Source organism: Pseudomonas sp. S1_G07 (genome assembly GCF_054668565.1).
This window is the reverse complement of the sequence record NZ_CP162778.1, coordinates 4,673,202-4,693,367: the sequence shown is the minus strand read 5'-3', so window position 1 is coordinate 4,693,367 and position 20,166 is coordinate 4,673,202. Positions and strand designations below refer to the sequence as shown.

General features: G+C 61.2%; 17 protein-coding genes. All 17 read right to left on the bottom strand.

The features are described from left to right. Position 1: 1 nt before the first annotated feature. Positions 2 to 1,534, bottom strand: coding sequence for an NADH-quinone oxidoreductase subunit M (gene nuoM / locus AB4O05_RS21285; protein ID WP_460135471.1), 1,533 nt, complete (start codon positions 1,532 to 1,534; stop codon positions 2 to 4). 49 nt (positions 1,535 to 1,583) lie between these two features. Further along, positions 1,584 to 3,437: an NADH-quinone oxidoreductase subunit L gene (nuoL, locus tag AB4O05_RS21280; RefSeq protein WP_460135472.1), complete on the bottom strand. Its 1,854-nt coding sequence runs from the start codon at positions 3,435 to 3,437 to the stop codon at positions 1,584 to 1,586. Beyond that, the gene (nuoK, locus tag AB4O05_RS21275) at positions 3,434 to 3,742 is read right to left on the bottom strand and encodes an NADH-quinone oxidoreductase subunit NuoK (RefSeq protein WP_003174727.1); all 309 of its coding nucleotides are present in this window, start codon (positions 3,740 to 3,742) and stop codon (positions 3,434 to 3,436) included. Before nuoK ends, nuoL begins: the two co-directional genes overlap by 4 nt. Positions 3,743 to 3,744: 2 nt before the next feature. Continuing rightward, positions 3,745 to 4,248, bottom strand: a complete 504-nt coding sequence (gene nuoJ, locus AB4O05_RS21270; protein WP_016974048.1) for an NADH-quinone oxidoreductase subunit J — start codon at positions 4,246 to 4,248, stop codon at positions 3,745 to 3,747. A gap of 9 nt (positions 4,249 to 4,257) precedes the next feature. Then, positions 4,258 to 4,806 carry an NADH-quinone oxidoreductase subunit NuoI gene (gene nuoI, locus AB4O05_RS21265; RefSeq protein WP_003174725.1) on the bottom strand — a complete coding sequence of 183 codons (549 nt, stop codon included), beginning with the start codon at positions 4,804 to 4,806 and terminating at the stop codon, positions 4,258 to 4,260. An 11-nt stretch (positions 4,807 to 4,817) separates the two neighbouring features. Further along, on the bottom strand, positions 4,818 to 5,825 hold the full coding sequence (nuoH, locus tag AB4O05_RS21260; RefSeq protein WP_017137518.1) for an NADH-quinone oxidoreductase subunit NuoH: 1,008 nt from the start codon (positions 5,823 to 5,825) through the stop codon (positions 4,818 to 4,820). Then, positions 5,822 to 8,536 carry an NADH-quinone oxidoreductase subunit NuoG gene (gene nuoG / locus AB4O05_RS21255; protein WP_460135474.1) on the bottom strand — a complete coding sequence of 905 codons (2,715 nt, stop codon included), beginning with the start codon at positions 8,534 to 8,536 and terminating at the stop codon, positions 5,822 to 5,824. Before nuoG ends, nuoH begins: the two co-directional genes overlap by 4 nt. Before the next feature lie 135 nt (positions 8,537 to 8,671). Then, entirely contained in the window at positions 8,672 to 10,027 is a 1,356-nt protein-coding gene (gene nuoF, locus AB4O05_RS21250) for an NADH-quinone oxidoreductase subunit NuoF (RefSeq protein WP_460135476.1), read from the bottom strand. Continuing rightward, a complete protein-coding gene (gene nuoE, locus AB4O05_RS21245; RefSeq protein WP_460135477.1) occupies positions 10,024 to 10,521 on the bottom strand; it encodes an NADH-quinone oxidoreductase subunit NuoE in 498 nt (165 codons plus the stop codon). The genes nuoF and nuoE overlap by 4 nt, the downstream gene beginning before the upstream one ends. 2 nt (positions 10,522 to 10,523) lie before the next feature. Next, a complete protein-coding gene (gene nuoC / locus AB4O05_RS21240) occupies positions 10,524 to 12,308 on the bottom strand; it encodes an NADH-quinone oxidoreductase subunit C/D (RefSeq protein WP_025858969.1) in 1,785 nt (594 codons plus the stop codon). Positions 12,309 to 12,379: 71 nt separating this feature from the next. Next, positions 12,380 to 13,054, bottom strand: a complete 675-nt coding sequence (locus AB4O05_RS21235) for a NuoB/complex I 20 kDa subunit family protein (protein ID WP_003174719.1) — start codon at positions 13,052 to 13,054, stop codon at positions 12,380 to 12,382. Between the two features lie 10 nt (positions 13,055 to 13,064). Beyond that, positions 13,065 to 13,478 carry an NADH-quinone oxidoreductase subunit A gene (locus tag AB4O05_RS21230; protein ID WP_003219575.1) on the bottom strand — a complete coding sequence of 138 codons (414 nt, stop codon included), beginning with the start codon at positions 13,476 to 13,478 and terminating at the stop codon, positions 13,065 to 13,067. 812 nt (positions 13,479 to 14,290) lie between these two features. After that, positions 14,291 to 15,616, bottom strand: coding sequence for an isocitrate lyase (aceA, locus tag AB4O05_RS21225; RefSeq protein ID WP_460135480.1), 1,326 nt, complete (start codon positions 15,614 to 15,616; stop codon positions 14,291 to 14,293). Positions 15,617 to 16,102: 486 nt separating this feature from the next. Beyond that, a complete protein-coding gene (locus tag AB4O05_RS21220; protein ID WP_460135482.1) occupies positions 16,103 to 16,840 on the bottom strand; it encodes a secretin N-terminal domain-containing protein in 738 nt (245 codons plus the stop codon). A gap of 281 nt (positions 16,841 to 17,121) precedes the next feature. Next, entirely contained in the window at positions 17,122 to 17,544 is a 423-nt protein-coding gene (locus tag AB4O05_RS21215; protein WP_460135483.1) for a GNAT family N-acetyltransferase, read from the bottom strand. After that, a complete protein-coding gene (locus tag AB4O05_RS21210; RefSeq protein WP_460135485.1) occupies positions 17,537 to 18,703 on the bottom strand; it encodes a ribosomal protein uL16 3-hydroxylase in 1,167 nt (388 codons plus the stop codon). The genes AB4O05_RS21215 and AB4O05_RS21210 overlap by 8 nt, the downstream gene beginning before the upstream one ends. A gap of 83 nt (positions 18,704 to 18,786) precedes the next feature. Continuing rightward, on the bottom strand, positions 18,787 to 20,157 hold the full coding sequence (gene purB / locus AB4O05_RS21205; RefSeq protein ID WP_024076171.1) for an adenylosuccinate lyase: 1,371 nt from the start codon (positions 20,155 to 20,157) through the stop codon (positions 18,787 to 18,789). Positions 20,158 to 20,166: the final 9 nt, after the last annotated feature.

The window sequence follows — 20,166 nt, the reverse complement described above, 5'->3', positions numbered from 1 at the left end:
CTTACCGGGCCGAAGCGAGTTGAGAGAAGGCGGTGCCGAACCACTGCTGCACGCCATGCATCGTTGCGGCAGAAGTGTCCAGGAACGGTTGCGGGTACACGCCGATGTAGATCAGCAGTACCGCCAGGCCGAGCACCATGATCAGTTCGCGGGCATCCATCCCGTGCAGGACGGTGTCCGACTTGGCCGGGCCGAAATACGCGCGGTGGATCATGATCAGCGAGTAGACCGAACCGAACACCAGGCCGGATGTGGCGATGGCGCTGATCCACGGCGTTTGCACGAAGGCACCCATCAGGATCAGGAACTCGCCGATGAAGTTACCGGTACCCGGCAAGCCCAGGGACGCGGCGGCGAAGAACAGGCTGATCGCCGGCAGATACGCAATGCGCGACCACACGCCACCCATTTCACGCATGTCACGGGTATGCAGGCGCTCGTACAGCTGGCCGCTGAGGATAAACAGCGCCGCCGCCGACACACCGTGGGCCAGCATCTGGATCACCGCGCCCTGCAACGCCAGCTGACTGCCGGAGTAGATGCCGATCAGTACGAAACCCATGTGGGAAACGGACGAGAAGGCAATCAGACGCTTGATATCGGTTTGAGCGAAGGCCAGGAACGCCCCGTAGAAGATCCCGATCAGGCCGAGGGTCATGGCGATCGGCGCGAACTCGGCCGAAGCGTTCGGGAACAGCGGCAACGCGAAACGCAGCAGGCCATAAGCCGCCGTTTTCAGCAGGATACCGGCCAGGTCCACGGAACCGGCGGTCGGTGCCTGGGCGTGGGCATCCGGCAGCCAGGAGTGGAACGGCACCACCGGCAGCTTCACCGCGAAGGCGATGAAGAAACCCAGCATCAGGATGTACTCGGTGGTCAGGGACATCTTGGTTTTCAACAGGTCGGCGTAGTTGAAGGTGATCACGCCGGTGTTGTTGAAGTTGACCAGTACCAGCCCCAGGATCGCCACCAACATGATCAGGCCGGAAGCCTGGGTGAAGATGAAGAACTTGGTCGCTGCGTAGATCCGGGTTTTCTTGCCGTCCGAAGAGCTGTGACCCCAGAGCGCGATGAGGAAGTACATCGGCACCAGCATCATTTCCCAGAAGAAGAAGAACATGAACAGGTCGAGGGCGAGGAACACGCCGACAACGCCGCCCAGGATCCACATCAGGTTCAGGTGGAAGAAGCCCACGTGACGCTGGATCTCTTTCCAGGAGCAGAGTACCGAGAGGATACCCAGCAGGCCGGTCAGCAGGATCATCAACAGCGACAGGCCGTCGAGGGCCAGGTGCACGTTAATGCCGAAGCGCTGGATCCACACGTGCTTGAATTCAAGCGCGAAGGTGGGATCGACACCCGGTGCCGGAGCAAATGAATAGTCACCATGGGCCCACAGCCAGAGGCCGAGCGCGAGTTCCAGGGACATGGTCAGCAACGCAATCCAGCGGGGGAGGGTGGCGCCGAAGCGTTCACCCATCCAGCAGAGCAGGCCGCCGATAAAGGGGATCAGGATTAGCCAGGGCAGAATCATGACGGGCTCGTTTCCTTTCGCAAGTTCGCAAAGTTCGCAATGTGCATAGTCAGACCGCTACCACAACGATGGCGCCGATCACCAGAACGGCACCGGCCGCCATGGAAGCTGCATACCAACGCAATTGGCCGGTTTCGCTGCGGCTCAGGGCGGTGTGACCGCCTTTGGCGGCGCGCGGGATCAAACCGATGGTCTGGTCGAGCGGGTCTTTGCGCAGTACATGGCTGATGGCAAGGTAAGGCTTGACGAACAGTTTGTCGTAGATCCAGTCGAAGCCCCAGGCGGCGAACCACCAGGCCGAAAGGAAGCGGCCGATGCCACTGTTGGCCACGGCGGTGACGAAACGACGCTTGCCGAGGAACAGCAGGGCCGCCAGCAGGATACCGGCCAGGGCGATGGCGCCCGAGGCGATTTCCAGGCTGTGCTTGGCGGCGCCGCCGGCATGGCCGGCGCTTTCCGGCAGTACACCGGCCAGTGGCGGGGTGATCAGGGCGCCGATGAAGGTCGACAGGATGATCAGCACCGACAGCGGCAACCAGTGGGAGATGCCATGGCCTGCATGGGCTTCGGTCTTGGCTTCACCGTGGAAGGTGATGAAGATCAGGCGGAAGGTGTACAGCGAGGTCATGAACGCACCCACCAGGCCCGCGTAGAGCAGGTTCTGGTTACCGCTGGCAAAGGCTTCCCAGAGGATTTCGTCCTTGGAGTAGAAACCGGCGGTCACCAGCGGCAGGGCGGCGAGCGCGGCACCACCGACGATGAAGCTGGCGTAGGCCAGCGGCAGTTTCTTCCACAGGCCGCCCATCTTGAAGATGTTCTGCTCGTGGTGGCAGGCCACGATCACCGCGCCGGAAGCCAGGAACAGCAGGGCCTTGAAGAAGGCGTGGGTCATCAGGTGGAAGATCGCCGCGTCCCAGGCGCCGACGCCCAGGGCCAGGAACATGTAGCCGATCTGGCTCATGGTCGAATAGGCGAGGATCCGCTTGATGTCGGTCTGCACCAGCGCGGCGAAGCCGGCCAGTACCAGGGTGATGCCACCCACCACGCCCACCAGGTGCAGGATGTCCGGCGCCAGGGTGAACAGGCCGTGGGTACGGGCGATCAGGTAGACACCGGCGGTCACCATGGTGGCGGCATGGATCAGTGCCGACACCGGGGTAGGGCCGGCCATCGCATCCGCCAGCCAGGTTTGCAGCGGCAGTTGCGCGGATTTACCCACGGCGCCGCCCAGCAGCATCAGCGTGGCCAGGGTGATCCAGAAGTCACCGACCTGGAATTTCTGCGGCGCCAGCACCAACAGTTCCTGGATATTCAGCGTGCCGACCTGTTGGAACAGGATGAACAGGCCGATGGCCATGAACACATCGCCGATCCGCGTGACGATAAACGCCTTGAGGGCCGCGTTACCGTTGTTGCGGTTGCTGTAGTAGAAACCGATCAACAGGTACGAGCACAGCCCCACGCCTTCCCAGCCGAAGTACAGGAACAACAGGTTATCGCCGAGCACCAGGAACAGCATGCTGGCGATGAACAGGTTGGTGTACGAGAAAAAGCGCGAGTAACCCGCTTCACCGCGCATGTACCAGGACGCGAACAGGTGGATCAGGAAGCCCACACCCACCACCACGCCGAGCATGGTGATCGACAGGCCGTCGACGTAGAGGGCGAAGTTGGGCTTGAAGCCTTCCACCGACATCCACTGCCACAGCACCAGGGTGTAGTGACCGCCTTCCGGCGGCGCCACGTTGAATTGCCAGATGACGTAGGCGGCAACGATGGCCGACAGGCCAATGGAGCCCACGCCGATCAGGGCAGAAAGGTTTTCCGACCAGCGTCCACGGGAGAACGACAGCAGCAGGAAACCGATCAGGGGAAATACGAAAGTCAGAAAGATCATGTTCATCCGCGCATCTCACTGGCAGCGTCGATATCAAGCGTGTGGAAGCGACGATACAGCTGCAGCAGGATCGCCAGGCCGATACTGGCCTCGGCGGCTGCCAGGCTGATCACCAGGATGAACATCACTTGTCCATCCGGCTGGCCCCAACGTGCACCCGCCACAATGAAAGCCAGTGCCGCAGCGTTCATCATGATTTCCAGGCTCATCAACACGAACAGGATGTTACGGCGAACCATCAGGCCGACCAGGCCAAGGCAGAACAGGATGCCGGCGACCGCCAGACCATGCTCCAAAGGGATAGCAGGCATCGTCATTGCTCCTTGGCTTCGTTGCGGCCCAAGTGGAAGGCGGTGACGGCTGCGGCGAGCAGCAGCATCGACGCCAGTTCGACCACCAGCAGGTACGGGCCGAACAGGCTGATGCCCACGGCTTTCGCGTCCACGGTGGTGTGGCCGATGGCCTGGCCGCTCTGGTGAGCGAACAGCACATACAGCAGTTCACCCAGCAGCAGGGCTGCGAGGACAACCGGGCCGAGCCAGATGCCGGGCTTGAGCCAGACGCGCTCCTGGGCGACCGAAGCCGGCCCGAGGTTGAGCATCATCACCACAAACACGAACAGCACCATGATGGCGCCGGCATAGGCGATCACTTCGAGCACGCCGGCGAACGGTGCGCCGAGGCTGAAGAAGGTCATGGCCACGGCGATCAGCGAAATGATCAGGTAGAGCAGGGCGTGCACGGGGTTGGTGTTGGTGATCACGCGAAGCGTGGACACAACCGCGATACCCGATGCGAAATAGAAAGCAAATTCCATCTTTCTTCCTTAAGGCAGCAAGCTCTTCACGTTGATCGGCTCGGCTTCGTTTTGTGCGGCGCCTTTCGGCTTACCGGCAACGGCCATACCTGCAACACGATAGAAGTTGTAATCAGGGTTTTTACCGGGACCAGAGATCAGCAGATCTTCTTTCTCGTACACCAGGTCCTGACGTTTGAACTCGGCCATCTCGAAATCCGGCGTGAGCTGGATCGCAGTGGTCGGGCAAGCTTCCTCGCAGAGGCCGCAGAAAATGCAGCGCGAGAAGTTGATGCGGAAGAAGTCCGGGTACCAGCGACCGTCTTCGGTTTCAGCTTTCTGCAGGGAGATGCAACCCACCGGGCATGCCACGGCGCACAGGTTGCAGGCTACGCAACGCTCTTCGCCATCGGGGTCGCGGGTCAGCACGATACGGCCGCGATAGCGCGGCGGCAGGTACACCGCTTCTTCCGGATATTGCAGGGTGTCGCGTTTGCGGAAGCCGTGACCGAACACCATCACCAGGCTTCGCAACTGGGTACCGGTACCCTTAACGATGTCGCCAATATATTTGAACATGGGTCAAATCCTCACTGAACCGCGCCCGCTGGCGTGTTCAACAACACAACGGCAGCAGTCACCAGCAAATTGATCAGGGTCAGCGGCAGGCAGAAGCGCCAGCTGAAATCCATCACCTGGTCATATCGTGGACGCGGAATGGAAGCGCGCAGCAGGATAAACAGCATGATGAAGAACGCGGTCTTCAGGAAGAACCAGAAGAACGCCAGCTGCGGCAGGATGCCGAATGGTCCGTGCCAGCCGCCGAAGAACAGCGTGACCAGCAGGGCCGAGATCAAGATGATGCCGATGTACTCACCGACGAAGAACATGCCCCATTTCATGCCGGCATATTCAATGTGGTAACCGTCGGCCAGTTCCTGTTCCGCTTCCGGCTGGTCGAAGGGGTGACGGTGAGTCACGGCCACGCCCGCGATGAAGAACGTACAGAAGCCAAAGAACTGCGGAATGATGAACCACAGGTTCTGCGCCTGGTACTCGACGATGTCGCGCATGTTGAACGAGCCGACCTGCACCACGATGCCCATCAGCGCCAGGCCCATGAACACTTCGTAGGACACGGTCTGCGCCGAGGCCCGCAAGCTGCCCAGCAGGGCGAACTTGTTGTTGCTCGACCAGCCGGCGAACAGCACCGCATAGACCGACAAGCCGGCCATGGCGAAGAAGAACAGCAAGCCGATGTTCAGGTCCGCCACGCCCCAGGTCGGGGTGATCGGAATGATCGCGAAGGCGATCAGCAAGGCGCTCATGGCCACCACCGGCGCCAGGGTGAAGATCACCTTGTCGGCAAACGGCGGGGTCCAGTCTTCCTTGAAGAACATCTTCAGCATGTCGGCCGCGATCTGGAACATGCCGAACGGGCCGACGCGGTTCGGACCGTAACGGTCCTGCCACCAGCCCAGCAGGCGACGTTCGACGAAGCTGAGCAGGGCGCCCGCGACGACCACCGCCAACAGGATCACGATGGCCTTGACGACCGAGATGATCACATCGATCACTTCAGGGGTGAACCAGGTCATTGCGCTGCCTCCTGCAGACCGTCAACGGTTTTGCCAAAGATCGCAGGCGGAATGCCGGCGAGGCCTTTCGGCAGTGCAACCAGGCCAGCACCCAACTCATCGTTGATGCGCAGCGGCAGACGCAGGGTCTGGCCGGCCACGTTCAGGCTGAGCAGGGCACCGTCGTTGACGCCCAGGCGGTCGGCTTCGGACTTGGCCAGGGACACATAAGCAGTGGGGATGCGCTCTTGCACCGGCGCGGCCTTGGAAGAGGTCTCTTCGCTGCCGAACAGGTGGAAGAACGGCACAACCTGCCAGGTGCCTGGGGCCGGGTTGAACGGACGCGGTACCGCAGCGAACCAGTTCAGCGAATCACCAGTGCTTTCGATCAGGCGCGTGCCTGGGTCGCCAGCGCGGATGTGGCCGCCGACTTCGTCCTGGAACTTGTTCCAGGCCTGCGGCGAGTTCCAGCCCGGTGACCAGGCGAACGGCACCTGCTGACGCGGCTCGACCGAACCCGAGTAACCTTCCATGGAGAAGGCGAACGCGGTGTCGTTGTCTTGCGGAGTACGCGGTTCATGCACGCTGATGTCGGCGCGCATGGCGGTACGACCGGAGTAACGCAGCGGTTCACGGGCCAGTTTCAGGCCCTTGATACGGAACGCGGCGGACGGTGCGGCGTCGACGATACGCGCCAGTTGCGGCGCGCTGGCGGCCACGGCGGCGGTGACGTGGTCGAGCTGGGTCCAGTCGATCGGCTGGTTCAGCAGGGTCGAGCGCAGGGCATGCAGCCAGCGCCAGCCTTCGTGAACCAGGATGCTGGCGTCCATGTACTTCGGATCGAACACCTGGAAGAAGCGCTGGGCGCGGCCTTCCTGGCTGACCAGGGTGCCGTCGCCTTCGGCGAAGGTCGCCGCCGGCAGCACCAGGTGGGCGCGGTCGCTGGTAGCGGTCTTCTGGTGGTCGGCCACGATCAGCACTTTGGCAGCGTTCAGCGCGGCGTCGACCTTGGCGGCATCGGTACGGGTGTACAGGTCGTTTTCCAGCACCACGATCGCATCGGCAGTGCCGTCGATCACGGTTTGCAGGGCGGCGTCCACGGACTCGCCGCCGAGCATGGCCAGGCCGAGGCTGTTGGCTTCCGGCACGACCAGGCTGATGGAGCCGTTCTTGTCGCGCAGCTTCAAGGCTTTCGCAATGTTGGCAGCGGCTTCGATCAGTGCCTTGGAACCCAGGGAGGTACCGGCAATGATCAATGGGCGCTTGGCGGCCAGCAGGGCGTCGGCGATGCGCTGGGCCAGTTCGACAGCTTCAGTGTCCAGGCCTTCGACGGCCGGTGCGCTGGCGTCGAGGGCGTGGGCCACGGCGAAACCGATGCGCGCCAGGTCGTCGGGCGCTGCGTGTACGCACTCTTCGGCGATGTCGTCGAGCTTGGTTTCAGCCAGGCTTGCGATAAACAGCGGGTTCAGCGCGTGCTGGCCGATGTTTTTCACCGCGGCGTCGAGCCAAGGCTGTACGCGCATGGCGTCGGCCATCGCTTCGGCCTTGCCTTTGACCGACTGGCGCAGCGACAGGGCGATGCGGGCCGCGGTCTGGGTCAGGTCTTCACCGAGCACGAAGATCGCATCGTGGTCTTCGATGTCGCGCATGTTCGGCACCGGCAGCGGGCTGTCGTTCAGCACTTGCAGGACCAGGCGGATGCGTTCCAGCTCAGCAGCTTCGATACCGGAGTAAAAGTGCTCGGCACCGACCAGTTCGCGCAACGCGTAGTTGCTTTCGAGGCTGGCGCGCGGCGATCCGATACCGATGATGTTGCGGCCGCGCAGCAGGTCGGCGGCCTTGTCCAGCGCTTCGTCGGTGCTCAGCTTGGCGCCACCGGCCAGCAGCGGCTGACGTGGGCGATCTTCGCGGTTGACATAGCCATAGCCGAAACGGCCACGGTCGCACAGGAAGTATTGGTTCACCGAACCGTTGAAGCGGTTTTCGATGCGACGCAGTTCGCCGTAGCGCTCGCCCGGCGAGATGTTGCAACCGCTGGAGCAGCCATGGCAGATGCTCGGTGCGAATTGCATGTCCCACTTGCGGTTGTAACGCTCGGAGTGAGTCTTGTCGGTGAACACACCGGTCGGGCAGACCTCGGTGAGGTTGCCGGAGAATTCGCTCTCGAGTACACCGTCTTCAACGCGACCGAAGTACACGTTGTCGTGGGCGCCGAATACACCCAGGTCGGTGCCGCCGGCGTAGTCTTTATAGAAGCGTACGCAACGGTAGCAGGCGATGCAGCGGTTCATTTCGTGGGAAATGAACGGGCCGAGGTCCTGGTTCTGGTGGGTACGCTTGGTGAAGCGATAACGGCGCTCGTTGTGGCCGGTCATCACCGTCATGTCCTGCAGGTGGCAGTGACCGCCTTCCTCACAGACCGGGCAGTCGTGGGGGTGGTTGGTCATCAGCCATTCGACAACGCTGGCGCGGAACGCCTTGGATTCTTCATCGTCGATGGAGATCCAGGTGTTGTCGGTGGCTGGGGTCATGCAGGACATGACGATGCGACCACGGGTGTCGTTCTCGTCGGTGTATTGCTTGACCGCACACTGGCGACAGGCCCCGACGCTACCGAGCGCGGGGTGCCAGCAGAAATAAGGGATGTCGAGGCCTAGTGACAGACACGCCTGTAACAGGTTGTCCGCCCCATCGACTTCGAGCGCTTTGCCGTCTACGTGGATAGTGGCCATGGTTCAAAGTTCTTCGTTGGCCCGTTGTCAGCGGGCGTGGCTAATGGAATCTTGTTGTTCATGTGCATCTACACAGCCATAAAGGCGTCAGCACATGAGCAGGCGAAGGGCACGGACCCTTCGCCTGTTTAAACGTTACGCGCCGACTACGATCGGCCTCGCCAGAGGCGGGACGGCAGCGCTGGTAGGCGCGATGCCGGCTTCGAACTCCGAACGGAAGTATTTGATTGCGCTGCCCAATGGCTCCACGGCGCCCGGTGCGTGAGCACAGAAGGTCTTGCCCGGACCGAGGAAACCGACCAGGCCCAGCAGGGTCTCGATGTCACCCTCGCGGCCTTCGCCGTTTTCCAGGGCCATCAGCAGCTTGACGCTCCAGGGTAGACCGTCGCGGCATGGGGTGCAGAAACCGCAGGATTCGCGGGCAAAGAACTGCTCCATGTTGCGCAGCAACGAGACCATGTTGACGGTGTTGTCCACCGCCATCGCCAGGCCGGTACCCATGCGGGTGCCCACCTTGCCGATGCCGCCGGCATACATCTGGGCGTCGAGGTGCTCGGGGAGCAGGAAGCCGGTGCCGGCGCCGCCTGGCTGCCAGGCTTTCAAGGTGTAGCCGTCGCGCATGCCGCCGGCGTAGTCCTCGAACAGCTCGCGGGCGGTCACGCCGAACGGCAGCTCCCACAGACCGGGGTTCTTGACCTTGCCGGAGAAACCCATGAGCTTGGTGCCCATGTCTTCACTGCCTTCACGGGCCAGGGATTTGTACCAGTCCACGCCGTCGGCGATGATCGCCGGCACGTTGCACAGGGTCTCGACGTTGTTCACGCAGGTCGGCTTGCCCCACACGCCCACGGCGGCAGGGAAGGGCGGCTTGGAGCGCGGGTTGGCGCGGCGGCCTTCGAGGGAGTTGATCAGTGCGGTTTCTTCACCGCAGATATAACGCCCGGCGCCGGTGTGCACGAACAGTTCGAAGTCAAAACCGGAACCGAGGATGTTCTTGCCCAGCAGGCCCGCAGCCTTGGCTTCCTGCACCGCGCGGTTGAGGTGCTTGGCGGCGGTGGTGTATTCGCCGCGCAGGAAGATGTAGCCACGGTAGGTTTTCAGCGCGCGGGCGCTGATCAGCATGCCTTCGATCAGCAGATGGGGCAGTTGCTCCATCAGCATGCGGTCTTTCCAGGTGTTCGGCTCCATCTCATCCGCGTTGCACAGCAGATAACGGATGTTGATGGATTCGTCTTTGGGCATCAGGCCCCACTTCACGCCCGTGGGGAAGCCCGCACCGCCGCGACCCTTGAGGCCGGAGTCCTTCACGGTCTGGACGATGTCGTCCTGGGCCATGTCGGCGAAGGCTTTGCGCGCAGCGGCGTAGCCGTTCTTGGCCTGGTACTCGTCGAGCCATAGCGGCTCGCCGTCGTCACGCAGGCGCCAGGTCAGCGGGTGAGTTTCGGCCGAACGCTTGATCAGGTTGGCCGGGCCGAAGGAAGTCAGGGTCATGGGTAGCCCTCGAGCAATTGGGTCACGCCAGCGGGCTGCACGTCACCGAATGTGTCGTCGTCGATCATCAACGCCGGCGCCTTGTCGCAGTTGCCCAGGCAGCACACCGGCAGCAGCGTGAAGCGGCCGTCCGCGGTGGTCTGGCCGAGGCCGATGCCCAGCTTGGCCTGGATCTCGCTGACCACCGACTCGTGGCCACCGATGTAGCAGACCATGCTGTCGCACACGCGAATGATGTGGCGGCCGACCGGCTGGCGGAAGATCTGGCTGTAGAACGTGGCCACGCCTTCAACGTCGCTGGCGGGGATGCCGAGGATCTCGCCGATGGCGTAGAGGGCGCCGTCCGGCACCCAGCCACGTTCCTTCTGGACGATCTTCAAGGCTTCGATCGACGCCGCGCGCGGGTCTTCGTAGTGATGCAGCTCGTGCTCGATGGCCGAGCGCTCGGTTTCACTCAAGGTGAAACGGTCTGTCTGGATAAGCGGGCTGTTCATGCTTAGCGGTCCACGTCGGCCATAACGAAATCGATACTACCCAGGTACGCAATCAAGTCCGCGACCATCTCGCCTTTGATCACCGAAGGGATCTGCTGCAAGTGGGCGAAGCTTGGGGTACGAATCCGGGTGCGGTAGCTCATGGTGCCGCCATCGCTCGTCAGGTAATAACTGTTGATACCCTTGGTCGCTTCGATCATCTGGAAGGATTCGTTGGCCGGCATCACCGGGCCCCACGAAACCTGCAGGAAGTGCGTGATCAGGGTTTCGATGTGTTGCAGCGTGCGCTCTTTCGGCGGCGGCGTGGTCAGCGGGTGATCCGCCTTGTACGGGCCTGCCGGCATGTTGCGCATGCACTGTTCGATGATCTTCAGGCTCTGGCGCATTTCTTCGACGCGCACGATGCAGCGGTCGTAGGCATCGCCATTGGCCGCCAGCGGTACTTCGAATTCGAAGTTCTCGTAGCCGGAGTACGGGCGCGCCTTGCGCAGGTCGAAATCGCAGCCGGTTGAGCGCAGACCGGCACCGGTGACGCCCCATTCCAGGGCTTCCTTGGTGTTGTACTGGGCGACGCCGATGGTCCGACCCTTGAGGATGCTGTTATCCAGGGCGGCCTTCTGGTACTCGTCGAGGCGCTTGGGCATCCAGTCGATGAATTCCTTGACCAGGCGCTCCCAACCGTTCGGCAGGTCGTGGGCCACGCCGCCGATGCGGTACCAGGCCGGGTGCAGGCGGAAACCGGTGATGGCCTCGATGACCTTGTAGGCGCGCTGACGGTCGGTGAAGGTGAAGAACACCGGGGTCATGGCGCCGACGTCCTGGATATAGGTGCCCAGGAACAGCAGGTGGCTGGTGATGCGGAAGAACTCGGCCATCATGATACGGATGGTGTCGACGCGGTCCGGCACCTTGATACCGGCCAGCTTCTCGACCGAGAGCACGTACGGCAGGTTGTTCATCACGCCGCCGAGGTAGTCGATACGGTCGGTGTACGGGATGAAGCTGTGCCACGACTGGCGCTCGGCCATCTTCTCGGCACCACGGTGGTGGTAGCCGATGTCTGGCACGCAGTCGACGATTTCTTCGCCGTCCAGTTGCAGGATGATACGGAAGGCACCGTGAGCCGAAGGGTGGTTCGGACCCAGGTTGAGGAACATGTAGTCCTCGTTGGTGCCGGAACGCTTCATGCCCCAGTCTTCCGGACGGAAGCGCGCGGCTTCTTCTTCAAGCTGTTGCTTGGCCAGGTTGAGGCTGAACGGATCGAATTCGGTGGCGCGGGCAGGGAAGTCCTTGCGCAGCGGGTGACCTTCCCAGGTCGGCGGCATCATGATGCGCGTCAGGTGCGGGTGGCCCGGGAAGTCGATGCCGAACATGTCCCAGACTTCACGCTCGTACCAGCTGGCGTTCGGCCAGATACCGGTCACGGTCGGCACGCTCAGGTCGCTTTCGGACAGCGCGACCTTGATCATCACGTCGCTGTTACGTTCGATCGACAGCAGGTGATAGAACACGGTGAAATCGGCGCCGCTCGGCAGGCCCTGGCGCTTGGTGCGCAGGCGCTCGTCCACGCCATGCAGGTCATAGAGCATGACGTACGGCTTGGGCAGGTTGCGCAGGAAGGTCAGGACTTCGACGAGCTTGGCGCGCGCCACCCACAGCACCGGCATGCCGGTGCGTGTGGCCTGGGCGGTGAAGGCGTCAGGGCCAAAACGGTTGTTGAGTTCGACGACCACATCCTGGTCGTCTGCCTTATAAGGCGGGATGTACAGAGCACTGCCTGTAGTCATGGTTTTTTATCGCTTTCGGTCAACGTAAAGAATGAGGCCAGGGTTTCGTTCTATAAAAGAAGCGGGCTGGATCAGACTTCGTCGGGGCTGCGCAGGTTGGTGACTGCGATTCGCTGTTCGCGGCGCTGTTCCTTTTGCGAAGGCATCTCGGCGCGATAAACGCCTTGATCGCCGACGACCCAGGACAGTGGGCGACGCTCCTTGCCAATCGATTCCTGCAACAGCATCAAGCCTTGCAGAAATGCTTCTGGACGGGGCGGGCAGCCAGGCACGTAGACGTCCACGGGCAGGAACTTGTCCACCCCTTGAACGACGGAGTAGATGTCGTACATGCCACCGGAGTTGGCGCACGAACCCATGGAGATAACCCACTTCGGTTCGAGCATTTGCTCGTAGAGACGCTGAATGATAGGCGCCATCTTGATAAAGCAGGTACCGGCGATAACCATGAAATCCGCCTGACGCGGCGATGCCCGGATGACTTCGGCGCCAAAGCGCGCGATGTCGTGGGGCGCCGTGAAGGCGGTGGTCATTTCCACATAGCAGCACGAAAGACCGAAGTTGTACGGCCACAGGGAGTTCTTACGTCCCCAGTTGACCGCGCCACTCAGCACGTCTTCCAGCTTGCCCATGTAGATGTTTTTGTGGACTTGATCTTCTAACGGATCGGAAACGGTTTCCCGTTCGCCGATGGGGTACTGCTCGTTAGGAGCATCCGGGTCGATCCTGGTGAGATTGTATTGCATCGCCAAAGCCTCATTGTTTCAGCTTCGCTTGCCGCTTGCGACGAGCTTCCGGAGCCCAATCAAGGGCGCCCACTCGAAATAGGTAGACAAGGCCTGCCAACAGAATTGCTATGAAAACGAGGGCTTCGACGAATCCGGTCCAGCCGCTTTCGCGGACGGACACAGACCAGGCAAAGAGAAAGAGGGCTTCGATATCGAAGATCACGAACAGCATCGCGACCAGATAGAATTTGGCTGAGAGCCGCAAGCGGGCGCCACCTGTAGGTAGCATGCCCGACTCGAACGGTTCGTTTTTGCTGCGGCCCCAGGCTTTTGACCCGAGGAGGCTGGAGACGCCGAGCATGAAGGCACAGAGGCCGACAACACCGAGGAGGAAAATGGCAAAGCCCCAGTTGTGGGCCATGAGTCCTGTCGCTTCGGTCATGCTGGAAATCCTTAACAGAGAGCAAAGGTCTCTGAGCTCGAAAAAGTAACAATGCAGTGACGATATGTCGCAGCGTAGTCAATCCCGGTGATTTTATGGCTAAACACCGGGCAAGTAAAATTCCTGTGGCGAAATTATTCGATGGAATAAGGACATAGTGCACCTCGATGGGGCTGCAGCCCTTGTATGGTGGGCATTAGCGGGCAATTAATCAATTGTGTTTTGTTTAACCTGTAACGAAGTTTAAAGACTCTAAATGATAATGAATATTGTTTGGGTGGGGTTTAAGCGAGCGGTTGTCATGTGGCGAGGGAAGTTGCCGTTACTTGGTTGATTGAGGCTAGTTGCTCGAGGGGATCTTTTAACCGATTTATCTGGCGCGAATACCGCGTTGGATCAAGGTTTTGCAAAAAAACCTCAGCCCGACGCGTTCCCTGTGGGCGCTGGGCTTGCCCTATTGCCAGTCAGTCAAGCGCAGATTCCTTGTAGAAGCTGGCTTGCCTGCGATGGCGGTGGATCAGTAGACCCCTATGCCAGCTGACCCGCCGCCATCGCGGGCAAGCCAGCTCCTACAGTGGATCGGCGTTGCTTGAGCATTGCGTTCGTTTAATTGATCGGTATTAAGACTTGCCTGCGATGGCGGTGTGTCAGCTATGGGTGGGGTGCCAGCACACCGCTATTGCAGGCAAGCCACACTTTTGATTTTCGGTGTTCCTGAAACAAAAAAAACGCCCCGAACCAGTCGGGGCGTGATTGTTGTGCGGCACGGCGGTTAGTTCTTCAGTGGTTCCGCCGTGGCCGTGTACTCAGTCTCAGTGGAACTGTTCTTCTTCGGTCGAACCGGTCAGCGCGGTCACGGACGAGGTGCCGCCCTGGATCACGGTGGTCATGTCGTCGAAGTAGCCGGTGCCCACTTCCTGCTGGTGCGCCACAAAGGTGTAGCCTTTGGCGGCGTCAGCGAACTCCTGCTCCTGCAGCTTCACGTAGGCGGTCATGTCGTTGCGGGCGTAGTCGTGCGCCAGGTTGAACATGCTGTGCCACATGTTGTGAATGCCGGCCAGGGTGATGAACTGGTGCTTGTAGCCCATGGCGGACAGTTCGCGCTGGAACTTGGCGATGGTCGCGTCGTCCAGGTTTTTCTTCCAGTTGAAGGAAGGCGAGCAGTTGTAGGACAGCAGTTGGTCCGGGTATTCCTTCTTGATCGCTTCGGCGAAACGACGGGCTTCTTCCAGGTCCGGCTTGGCGGTTTCGCACCAGATCAGGTCGGCGTACGGGGCATAGGCCAGGCCGCGAGCGATGGCCTGGTCGAGACCGGCGCGCACTTTGTAGAAGCCTTCCTGGGTACGCTCGCCAGTGACGAACGGCTGGTCGTACGGGTCGCAGTCCGAGGTCAGCAGGTCAGCGGCGTTGGCGTCGGTACGGGCCAGGATGATGGTCGATGTGCCGGCAACGTCAGCCGCCAGGCGCGCAGCGGTGAGCTTTTGTACGGCTTCCTGGGTGGGCACCAGAACCTTGCCGCCCATGTGGCCGCATTTTTTCACGGAGGCCAGCTGGTCTTCGAAGTGCACGCCAGCGGCGCCTGCCTCGATCATGCTTTTCATCAGTTCGTAGGCGTTCAGAACGCCGCCGAAACCGGCTTCGGCGTCAGCCACGATCGGTGCGAAGTAGTCGATGTAGCCTTCGTCACCTGGGTTCTTGCCGGCTTTCCACTGGATCTGGTCGGCACGACGGAACGAGTTGTTGATGCGCTTGACCACGGTCGGCACGGAGTCCACCGGGTACAGCGATTGGTCGGGGTACATGGATTCAGCGGAGTTGTTGTCCGCCGCCACTTGCCAGCCGGACAGGTAGATTGCCTGGATACCGGCTTTTACCTGCTGGACTGCCTGGCCGCCAGTGAGGGCGCCCATGCAGTTGACGAAATCTTTGTCGGGACGGAAGGACGGCTTGGCGCCCTGGGTCACCAGGTTCCACAGCTTCTCGGCGCCGAGTTTTGCAAAGGTGTGCTCGGGTTGAACCGAGCCACGCAGGCGGACGACGTCAGCAGCGGAATAAGCGCGGGTCACGCCTTTCCAGCGTGGGTTTTCAGCCCAGTCTTTTTCAAGGGCTGCAATTTGCTGTTCGCGTGTCAGTGCCATGGAGATAAACCTCGTCGCGTCTTCGATGGTAGAGAAATCCGTTTGCCAGCCCTGCATTGAATGCGTGGGCAGGGCTGCTCGCTGACCAGAAGCTTAGGCGGCCATGTCGGGTGTGGCGGGGAGTGCGACGGGATGAACGATGATCCAGAGAGGGGCAGGTAGGGGCTGGCCGAGAACGGTCTTTGGGCATCGTGGGCCCTTGGATATTCTGCGTGTATAGCCGGGTTACCTGGTTAGCTTCCGTCCCTCGGGACAACTTCGTTCCAGTCGCAACCTCGTCAAACACGCCTTGTGGGCGGTACAGACACGAATCGGCTCGGGTGGGTAGCTTGGAGCGACGATCCGAAGGCCCTTGCCAGGGCCCCTGATTAGCGGGAGCGAGGCCATCATGCCCATGCTTTTTTGGATCGTCAAATGTTTTGTAGTGCTTTTTTTGCGGCACTACATCTTTAGTCTTATACGACTCATCAGTCAGTTTTCGGTGCTTCAGTTCAGGGTGTCGACTTTGACCCGCAAAGTCAGGTCGTCGCGGCCCTGGGTAGAGTAGCTGCGGGTTGTGGAGGATTTATCGGCCTGAGTTTCACGATTGATGCCTGCCAGGGAAATCCACTCGCCCAGGCGACCGCTGACGGTTGTGTCGGTACTTTGCACATTCACTACATCGGGACGCTCCTGGCTCATGCGGTCACGGTTGGTACTGATCGCCAGGTGCACGGTCTCACCCGTGACGCTCGCGGTCACGTAGAAACCCTGAGTCACGTTACGGTACTGCGTCTGGTTTTGCGGGCGGCCATAGGTGTCGGGCTGCGTGGTGGTCAGAGGCACGCTCTGGCCGACCTGGATCAGTGCCGGTACGCCTTCGCTGGCCTGGATCTGCTGGATGCCGCCGTCGCGGCTGGCGGTGCCGTAGCTGATAATGCGGGTTTGGCTGTCAGTGCTGTTCTGCTGGTTGTTTTCGTTGGTGTCGACGGTAATCAGCAGGCGCTTGGCCGGGGTGTCGAGTTGAGCGAGCAATGCCCGTAGACCTTCGATCTTGCCGGGGTCAGCGTCCACGATCAACTGGTTGCCATAGGCGCTGACCTTGCCGTCCTTGCCGATGAAATTCTGTGCCACCGGCAACAGGTCGGCGCTGGTGCGATTGCTCAGATTGATGACTTGAGTGTCAGCCAAGGCCGAGACACTGGCGGTCAGGAGGAGGGCGGTGAGCAGGGTGCGTAGGGACATGTCCGTTATCTCTGCGAGTCATTTAGGCTTGATAGTGCCAGTTTGTCGGCCTGGTGGGTCGCAAGTTTAGTGAGGAGCGAGCTTGCCGTGTCGGGCGGGTTTGTCCTAATGCCAGTCAGTTAAGAGATAGAACGAGCAAACAGTAACCTGTGGCGAGCGGGCTTGTCCCGCGTTGGGCTGCGCAGCAGCCCCCATAAAAAAACGCCGCGTTCTTTCAGAAAGAACGCGGCGTCTGGTTTTGGCGCTGCTACGCAGCCCAGCGCGGGCGGTGCGAACAGGGATCAGCCCTCGCGCACCATATCAACATGCGGAATCCCGACTTCCAGGAACTCCTCGCTGACGATCTTGAAGCCCAGTCGCTCATAGAACGGTGCGGCATACACCTGTGCGCTGAGGAACTGCCTGGTCTGGCCGCGTTTCTCGGCCTCGCCAATCACCGCCGCCATCAACTTATCGCCGACCTTCAGCCCGCGCCAGTCCTTGAGCACCGACACGCGGCCGATCTCGCCGCTGGGCAGCAGGCGCGCGGTGCCAATCGGAAAATCACCTTCGAATGCCAGGAAATGCACGGCATCCGCGTCGTCCGCATCCCATTCCAGCTCGGGCGGAACCGATTGTTCGGCAATAAATACCGCTTCACGAATGCGCCGAATCTCCGCGATATCCTTTTGCCAGTCCGCGACACTTACGTGAATTTTATTCATCCGCAAACCCCAGACTGCCTTGCTTGACCAGTTCGCACAGCAGGTTGCGGCCGTCTTCGTCGGCCAGCCATTGGCCGAGGTTTTCGCTATGCAGGGCGTCGGCCGAGCACACCAGTTTCAACAGTTCGCGCAGCTTGCCCGGCAGGTATCGGCTCTGGCCGCTGGCGAACAGCAACACATCATCGTCGACTTCGGACCAGGCCATGCGAGCGCTGGGGTTGCGTACCAGGATCGCGCCATCGTGCAGGCTGTTGACGAAATCGTCTTCGTCCAGCTCTTCGCCGGCCACCAGTTCCGGGTAGCGTGGCTCGGTCATGAACTGGCCGAACCAGGTCAGCAGCATGCGTTCGTCGCTCATGTGCTCGGCCAGCAGGCTCTTGAGGCGATCGAGGGCATCATTCTGGATCTGGTGCGGGTCGCTGACTGGCTGGGCATCGGCGTCGGTGTAGCGCTCTTCGTCCGTCAGGTACTGGGCGAGGAAATCGGTGAAGTGGGTCAGCACTTCGGCGGCGCTTGGGGCGCGAAAGCCTACCGAGTAGGTCATGCAGTCGTCTTCGGCAATGCCGAAGTGCGCCAGGCGCGGCGGCAGGTACAGCATGTCGCCCGGTTCCAGCACCCATTCGGCGCTTTCTTCGAATTCGGCGAGGATGCGCAGGTCGGCATGCTGCAGCAACGGGCTTTCCGAGCTGCACATCTGGCCGATCTTCCAGTTGCGCTTGCCTTGGGCTTGCAGCAGGAATACGTCGTAATTGTCGAAGTGCGGGCCTACGCTGCCGCCGGAGGCGGCGAAGCTGATCATCACGTCGTCGATGCGCCAGCTGGGCAGGAAGCGGAACTGTTCCAGCAGCTCGGCGACTTCCGGCACGAACTGGTCGACGGCCTGTACCAGCAGCGTCCACTCGCGCTCGGGCAGGGTGCTGAAGGCGTCTTCGGCGAACGGGCCACGGCGCAGTTCCCACGGACGCTCGCCGTGTTCGATCACCAGGCGCGATTCGACTTCTTCTTCGAGGGCCAGGCCGGCCAGTTCGTCGGCGTCGATCGGGCTTTCGAAGTCAGGGATGGCCTGGCGAATCAGCAGCGGTTTTTTCTGCCAGTAATCGCGCAGGAATTCCCGTGCCGTGATGCCGCCCAGAAGTTGAAGAGGGATATCAGGATTCATGTGTAACCTATTGAAAAAAAGCACTTTTCAGACTGGAATAAAAACGCCCGGCGCTGCCGGGCGTCTCAAGGGTCTTGCGGTAATCAGATGCGCTTGGCTTGGGCCACGGCGTTGCCGATGTAGTTGGCCGGGGTGAGCAGTTTCAGCTCGGCCTTGGCCGCGGCTGGCATGTCCAGGCCGTCGATGAAAGTTTGCAGGGCTTCAGGGCTGATGCCCTTGCCACGGGTCAATTCTTTCAGCTTCTCGTACGGGTTTTCGATGTTGTAGCGGCGCATCACGGTCTGGATCGGCTCGGCCAGCACTTCCCAGCACGCGTCCAGGTCAGCGGCGATCTTCTGCTCGTTGAGCTCAAGCTTGCTGATGCCTTTGAGGCTGGCCTCGTACGCGATCACGCTGTGGGCAAAGCCCACGCCGAGGTTGCGCAGTACGGTGGAGTCGGTCAGGTCGCGCTGCCAGCGCGAGATCGGCAACTTGCTGGCCAGGTGCTGGAACAGGGCGTTGGCGATGCCGAGGTTGCCTTCGGAGTTTTCGAAGTCGATCGGGTTGACCTTGTGCGGCATGGTCGACGAACCGATTTCACCGGCAATGGTGCGCTGCTTGAAGTAGCCCAGGGAGATGTAGCCCCAGATATCGCGATCGAAGTCGATCAGGATGGTGTTGAAGCGCGCAATGGCGTCGAACAGCTCGGCGATGTAGTCGTGGGGTTCGATCTGCGTGGTGTACGGGTTGAAACCCAGGCCCAGCTCGTCTTCGATGAACGCGCGGGCATTGGCTTCCCAGTCGATCTCGGGGTAGGCCGACAGGTGGGCATTGTAGTTGCCGACAGCGCCGTTGATCTTGCCCAGCAGCGGTACGGCCGCGACTTGGGCGATCTGACGCTCCAGGCGGTACACCACGTTGGCCAGTTCTTTGCCCAAGGTGGTCGGCGAGGCCGGCTGGCCGTGGGTGCGCGACAGCATCGGCACGGCGGCGAAGCGGATCGCCAGCTCGCGGATGGCTTCGGCAGTCTGACGCATCAGCGGCAGCATCACGTCATCACGGCCTTCGCGCAGCATCAGGGCATGGGACAGGTTGTTGATGTCCTCGCTGGTGCAGGCAAAGTGGATGAATTCGCTGACCTGAGCCAGTTCCGGCAGCTTGGCCGCCTGCTCCTTGAGCAGGTACTCGATGGCCTTGACGTCGTGGTTGGTGGTGCGCTCGATCTCTTTCACACGCTCGGCGTGCTCCAGGGAGAAGTTTTCCGCCAGGGTGTTCAGTACAGCGTTGGCCTCGGCGGAGAACGCCGGCACTTCGCTGATAGCGGGGTGAGCGGCCAGGCGCTGGAGCCAGCGCACTTCAACCAGTACACGAGCACGGATCAGGCCGTATTCGCTGAAAATAGGGCGCAGGGCCTGGGTTTTGCCGGCGTAGCGGCCGTCAACAGGGGAAACCGCAGTGAGCGAAGAGAGCTGCATGGGGTGTTC

What these genes read in the sequence shown, in the direction of transcription:
- AB4O05_RS21230 (WP_003219575.1), bottom strand. Translation starts at nt 13,478, where the DNA reads ATGACCGAAGCGACAGGACTCATGGCCCACAACTGGGGCTTTGCCATT.
- nuoM (WP_460135471.1), bottom strand. Translation starts at nt 1,534, where the DNA reads ATGATTCTGCCCTGGCTAATCCTGATCCCCTTTATCGGCGGCCTGCTC.
- nuoK (WP_003174727.1), bottom strand. Translation starts at nt 3,742, where the DNA reads ATGCCTGCTATCCCTTTGGAGCATGGTCTGGCGGTCGCCGGCATCCTG.
- AB4O05_RS21220 (WP_460135482.1), bottom strand. Translation starts at nt 16,840, where the DNA reads ATGTCCCTACGCACCCTGCTCACCGCCCTCCTCCTGACCGCCAGTGTC.
- nuoJ (WP_016974048.1), bottom strand. Translation starts at nt 4,248, where the DNA reads ATGGAATTTGCTTTCTATTTCGCATCGGGTATCGCGGTTGTGTCCACG.
- nuoL (WP_460135472.1), bottom strand. Translation starts at nt 3,437, where the DNA reads ATGAACATGATCTTTCTGACTTTCGTATTTCCCCTGATCGGTTTCCTG.
- aceA (WP_460135480.1), bottom strand. Translation starts at nt 15,616, where the DNA reads ATGGCACTGACACGCGAACAGCAAATTGCAGCCCTTGAAAAAGACTGG.
- AB4O05_RS21210 (WP_460135485.1), bottom strand. Translation starts at nt 18,703, where the DNA reads ATGAATCCTGATATCCCTCTTCAACTTCTGGGCGGCATCACGGCACGG.
- AB4O05_RS21235 (WP_003174719.1), bottom strand. Translation starts at nt 13,054, where the DNA reads ATGCAATACAATCTCACCAGGATCGACCCGGATGCTCCTAACGAGCAG.
- nuoC (WP_025858969.1), bottom strand. Translation starts at nt 12,308, where the DNA reads ATGACTACAGGCAGTGCTCTGTACATCCCGCCTTATAAGGCAGACGAC.
- nuoF (WP_460135476.1), bottom strand. Translation starts at nt 10,027, where the DNA reads ATGACCCTGACTTCCTTCGGCCCGGCCAACCTGATCAAGCGTTCGGCC.
- nuoH (WP_017137518.1), bottom strand. Translation starts at nt 5,825, where the DNA reads ATGACCTGGTTCACCCCTGAAGTGATCGATGTGATCATCTCGGTCGTC.
- nuoI (WP_003174725.1), bottom strand. Translation starts at nt 4,806, where the DNA reads ATGTTCAAATATATTGGCGACATCGTTAAGGGTACCGGTACCCAGTTG.
- nuoG (WP_460135474.1), bottom strand. Translation starts at nt 8,536, where the DNA reads ATGGCCACTATCCACGTAGACGGCAAAGCGCTCGAAGTCGATGGGGCG.
- AB4O05_RS21215 (WP_460135483.1), bottom strand. Translation starts at nt 17,544, where the DNA reads ATGAATAAAATTCACGTAAGTGTCGCGGACTGGCAAAAGGATATCGCG.
- nuoE (WP_460135477.1), bottom strand. Translation starts at nt 10,521, where the DNA reads ATGAACAGCCCGCTTATCCAGACAGACCGTTTCACCTTGAGTGAAACC.
- purB (WP_024076171.1), bottom strand. Translation starts at nt 20,157, where the DNA reads ATGCAGCTCTCTTCGCTCACTGCGGTTTCCCCTGTTGACGGCCGCTAC.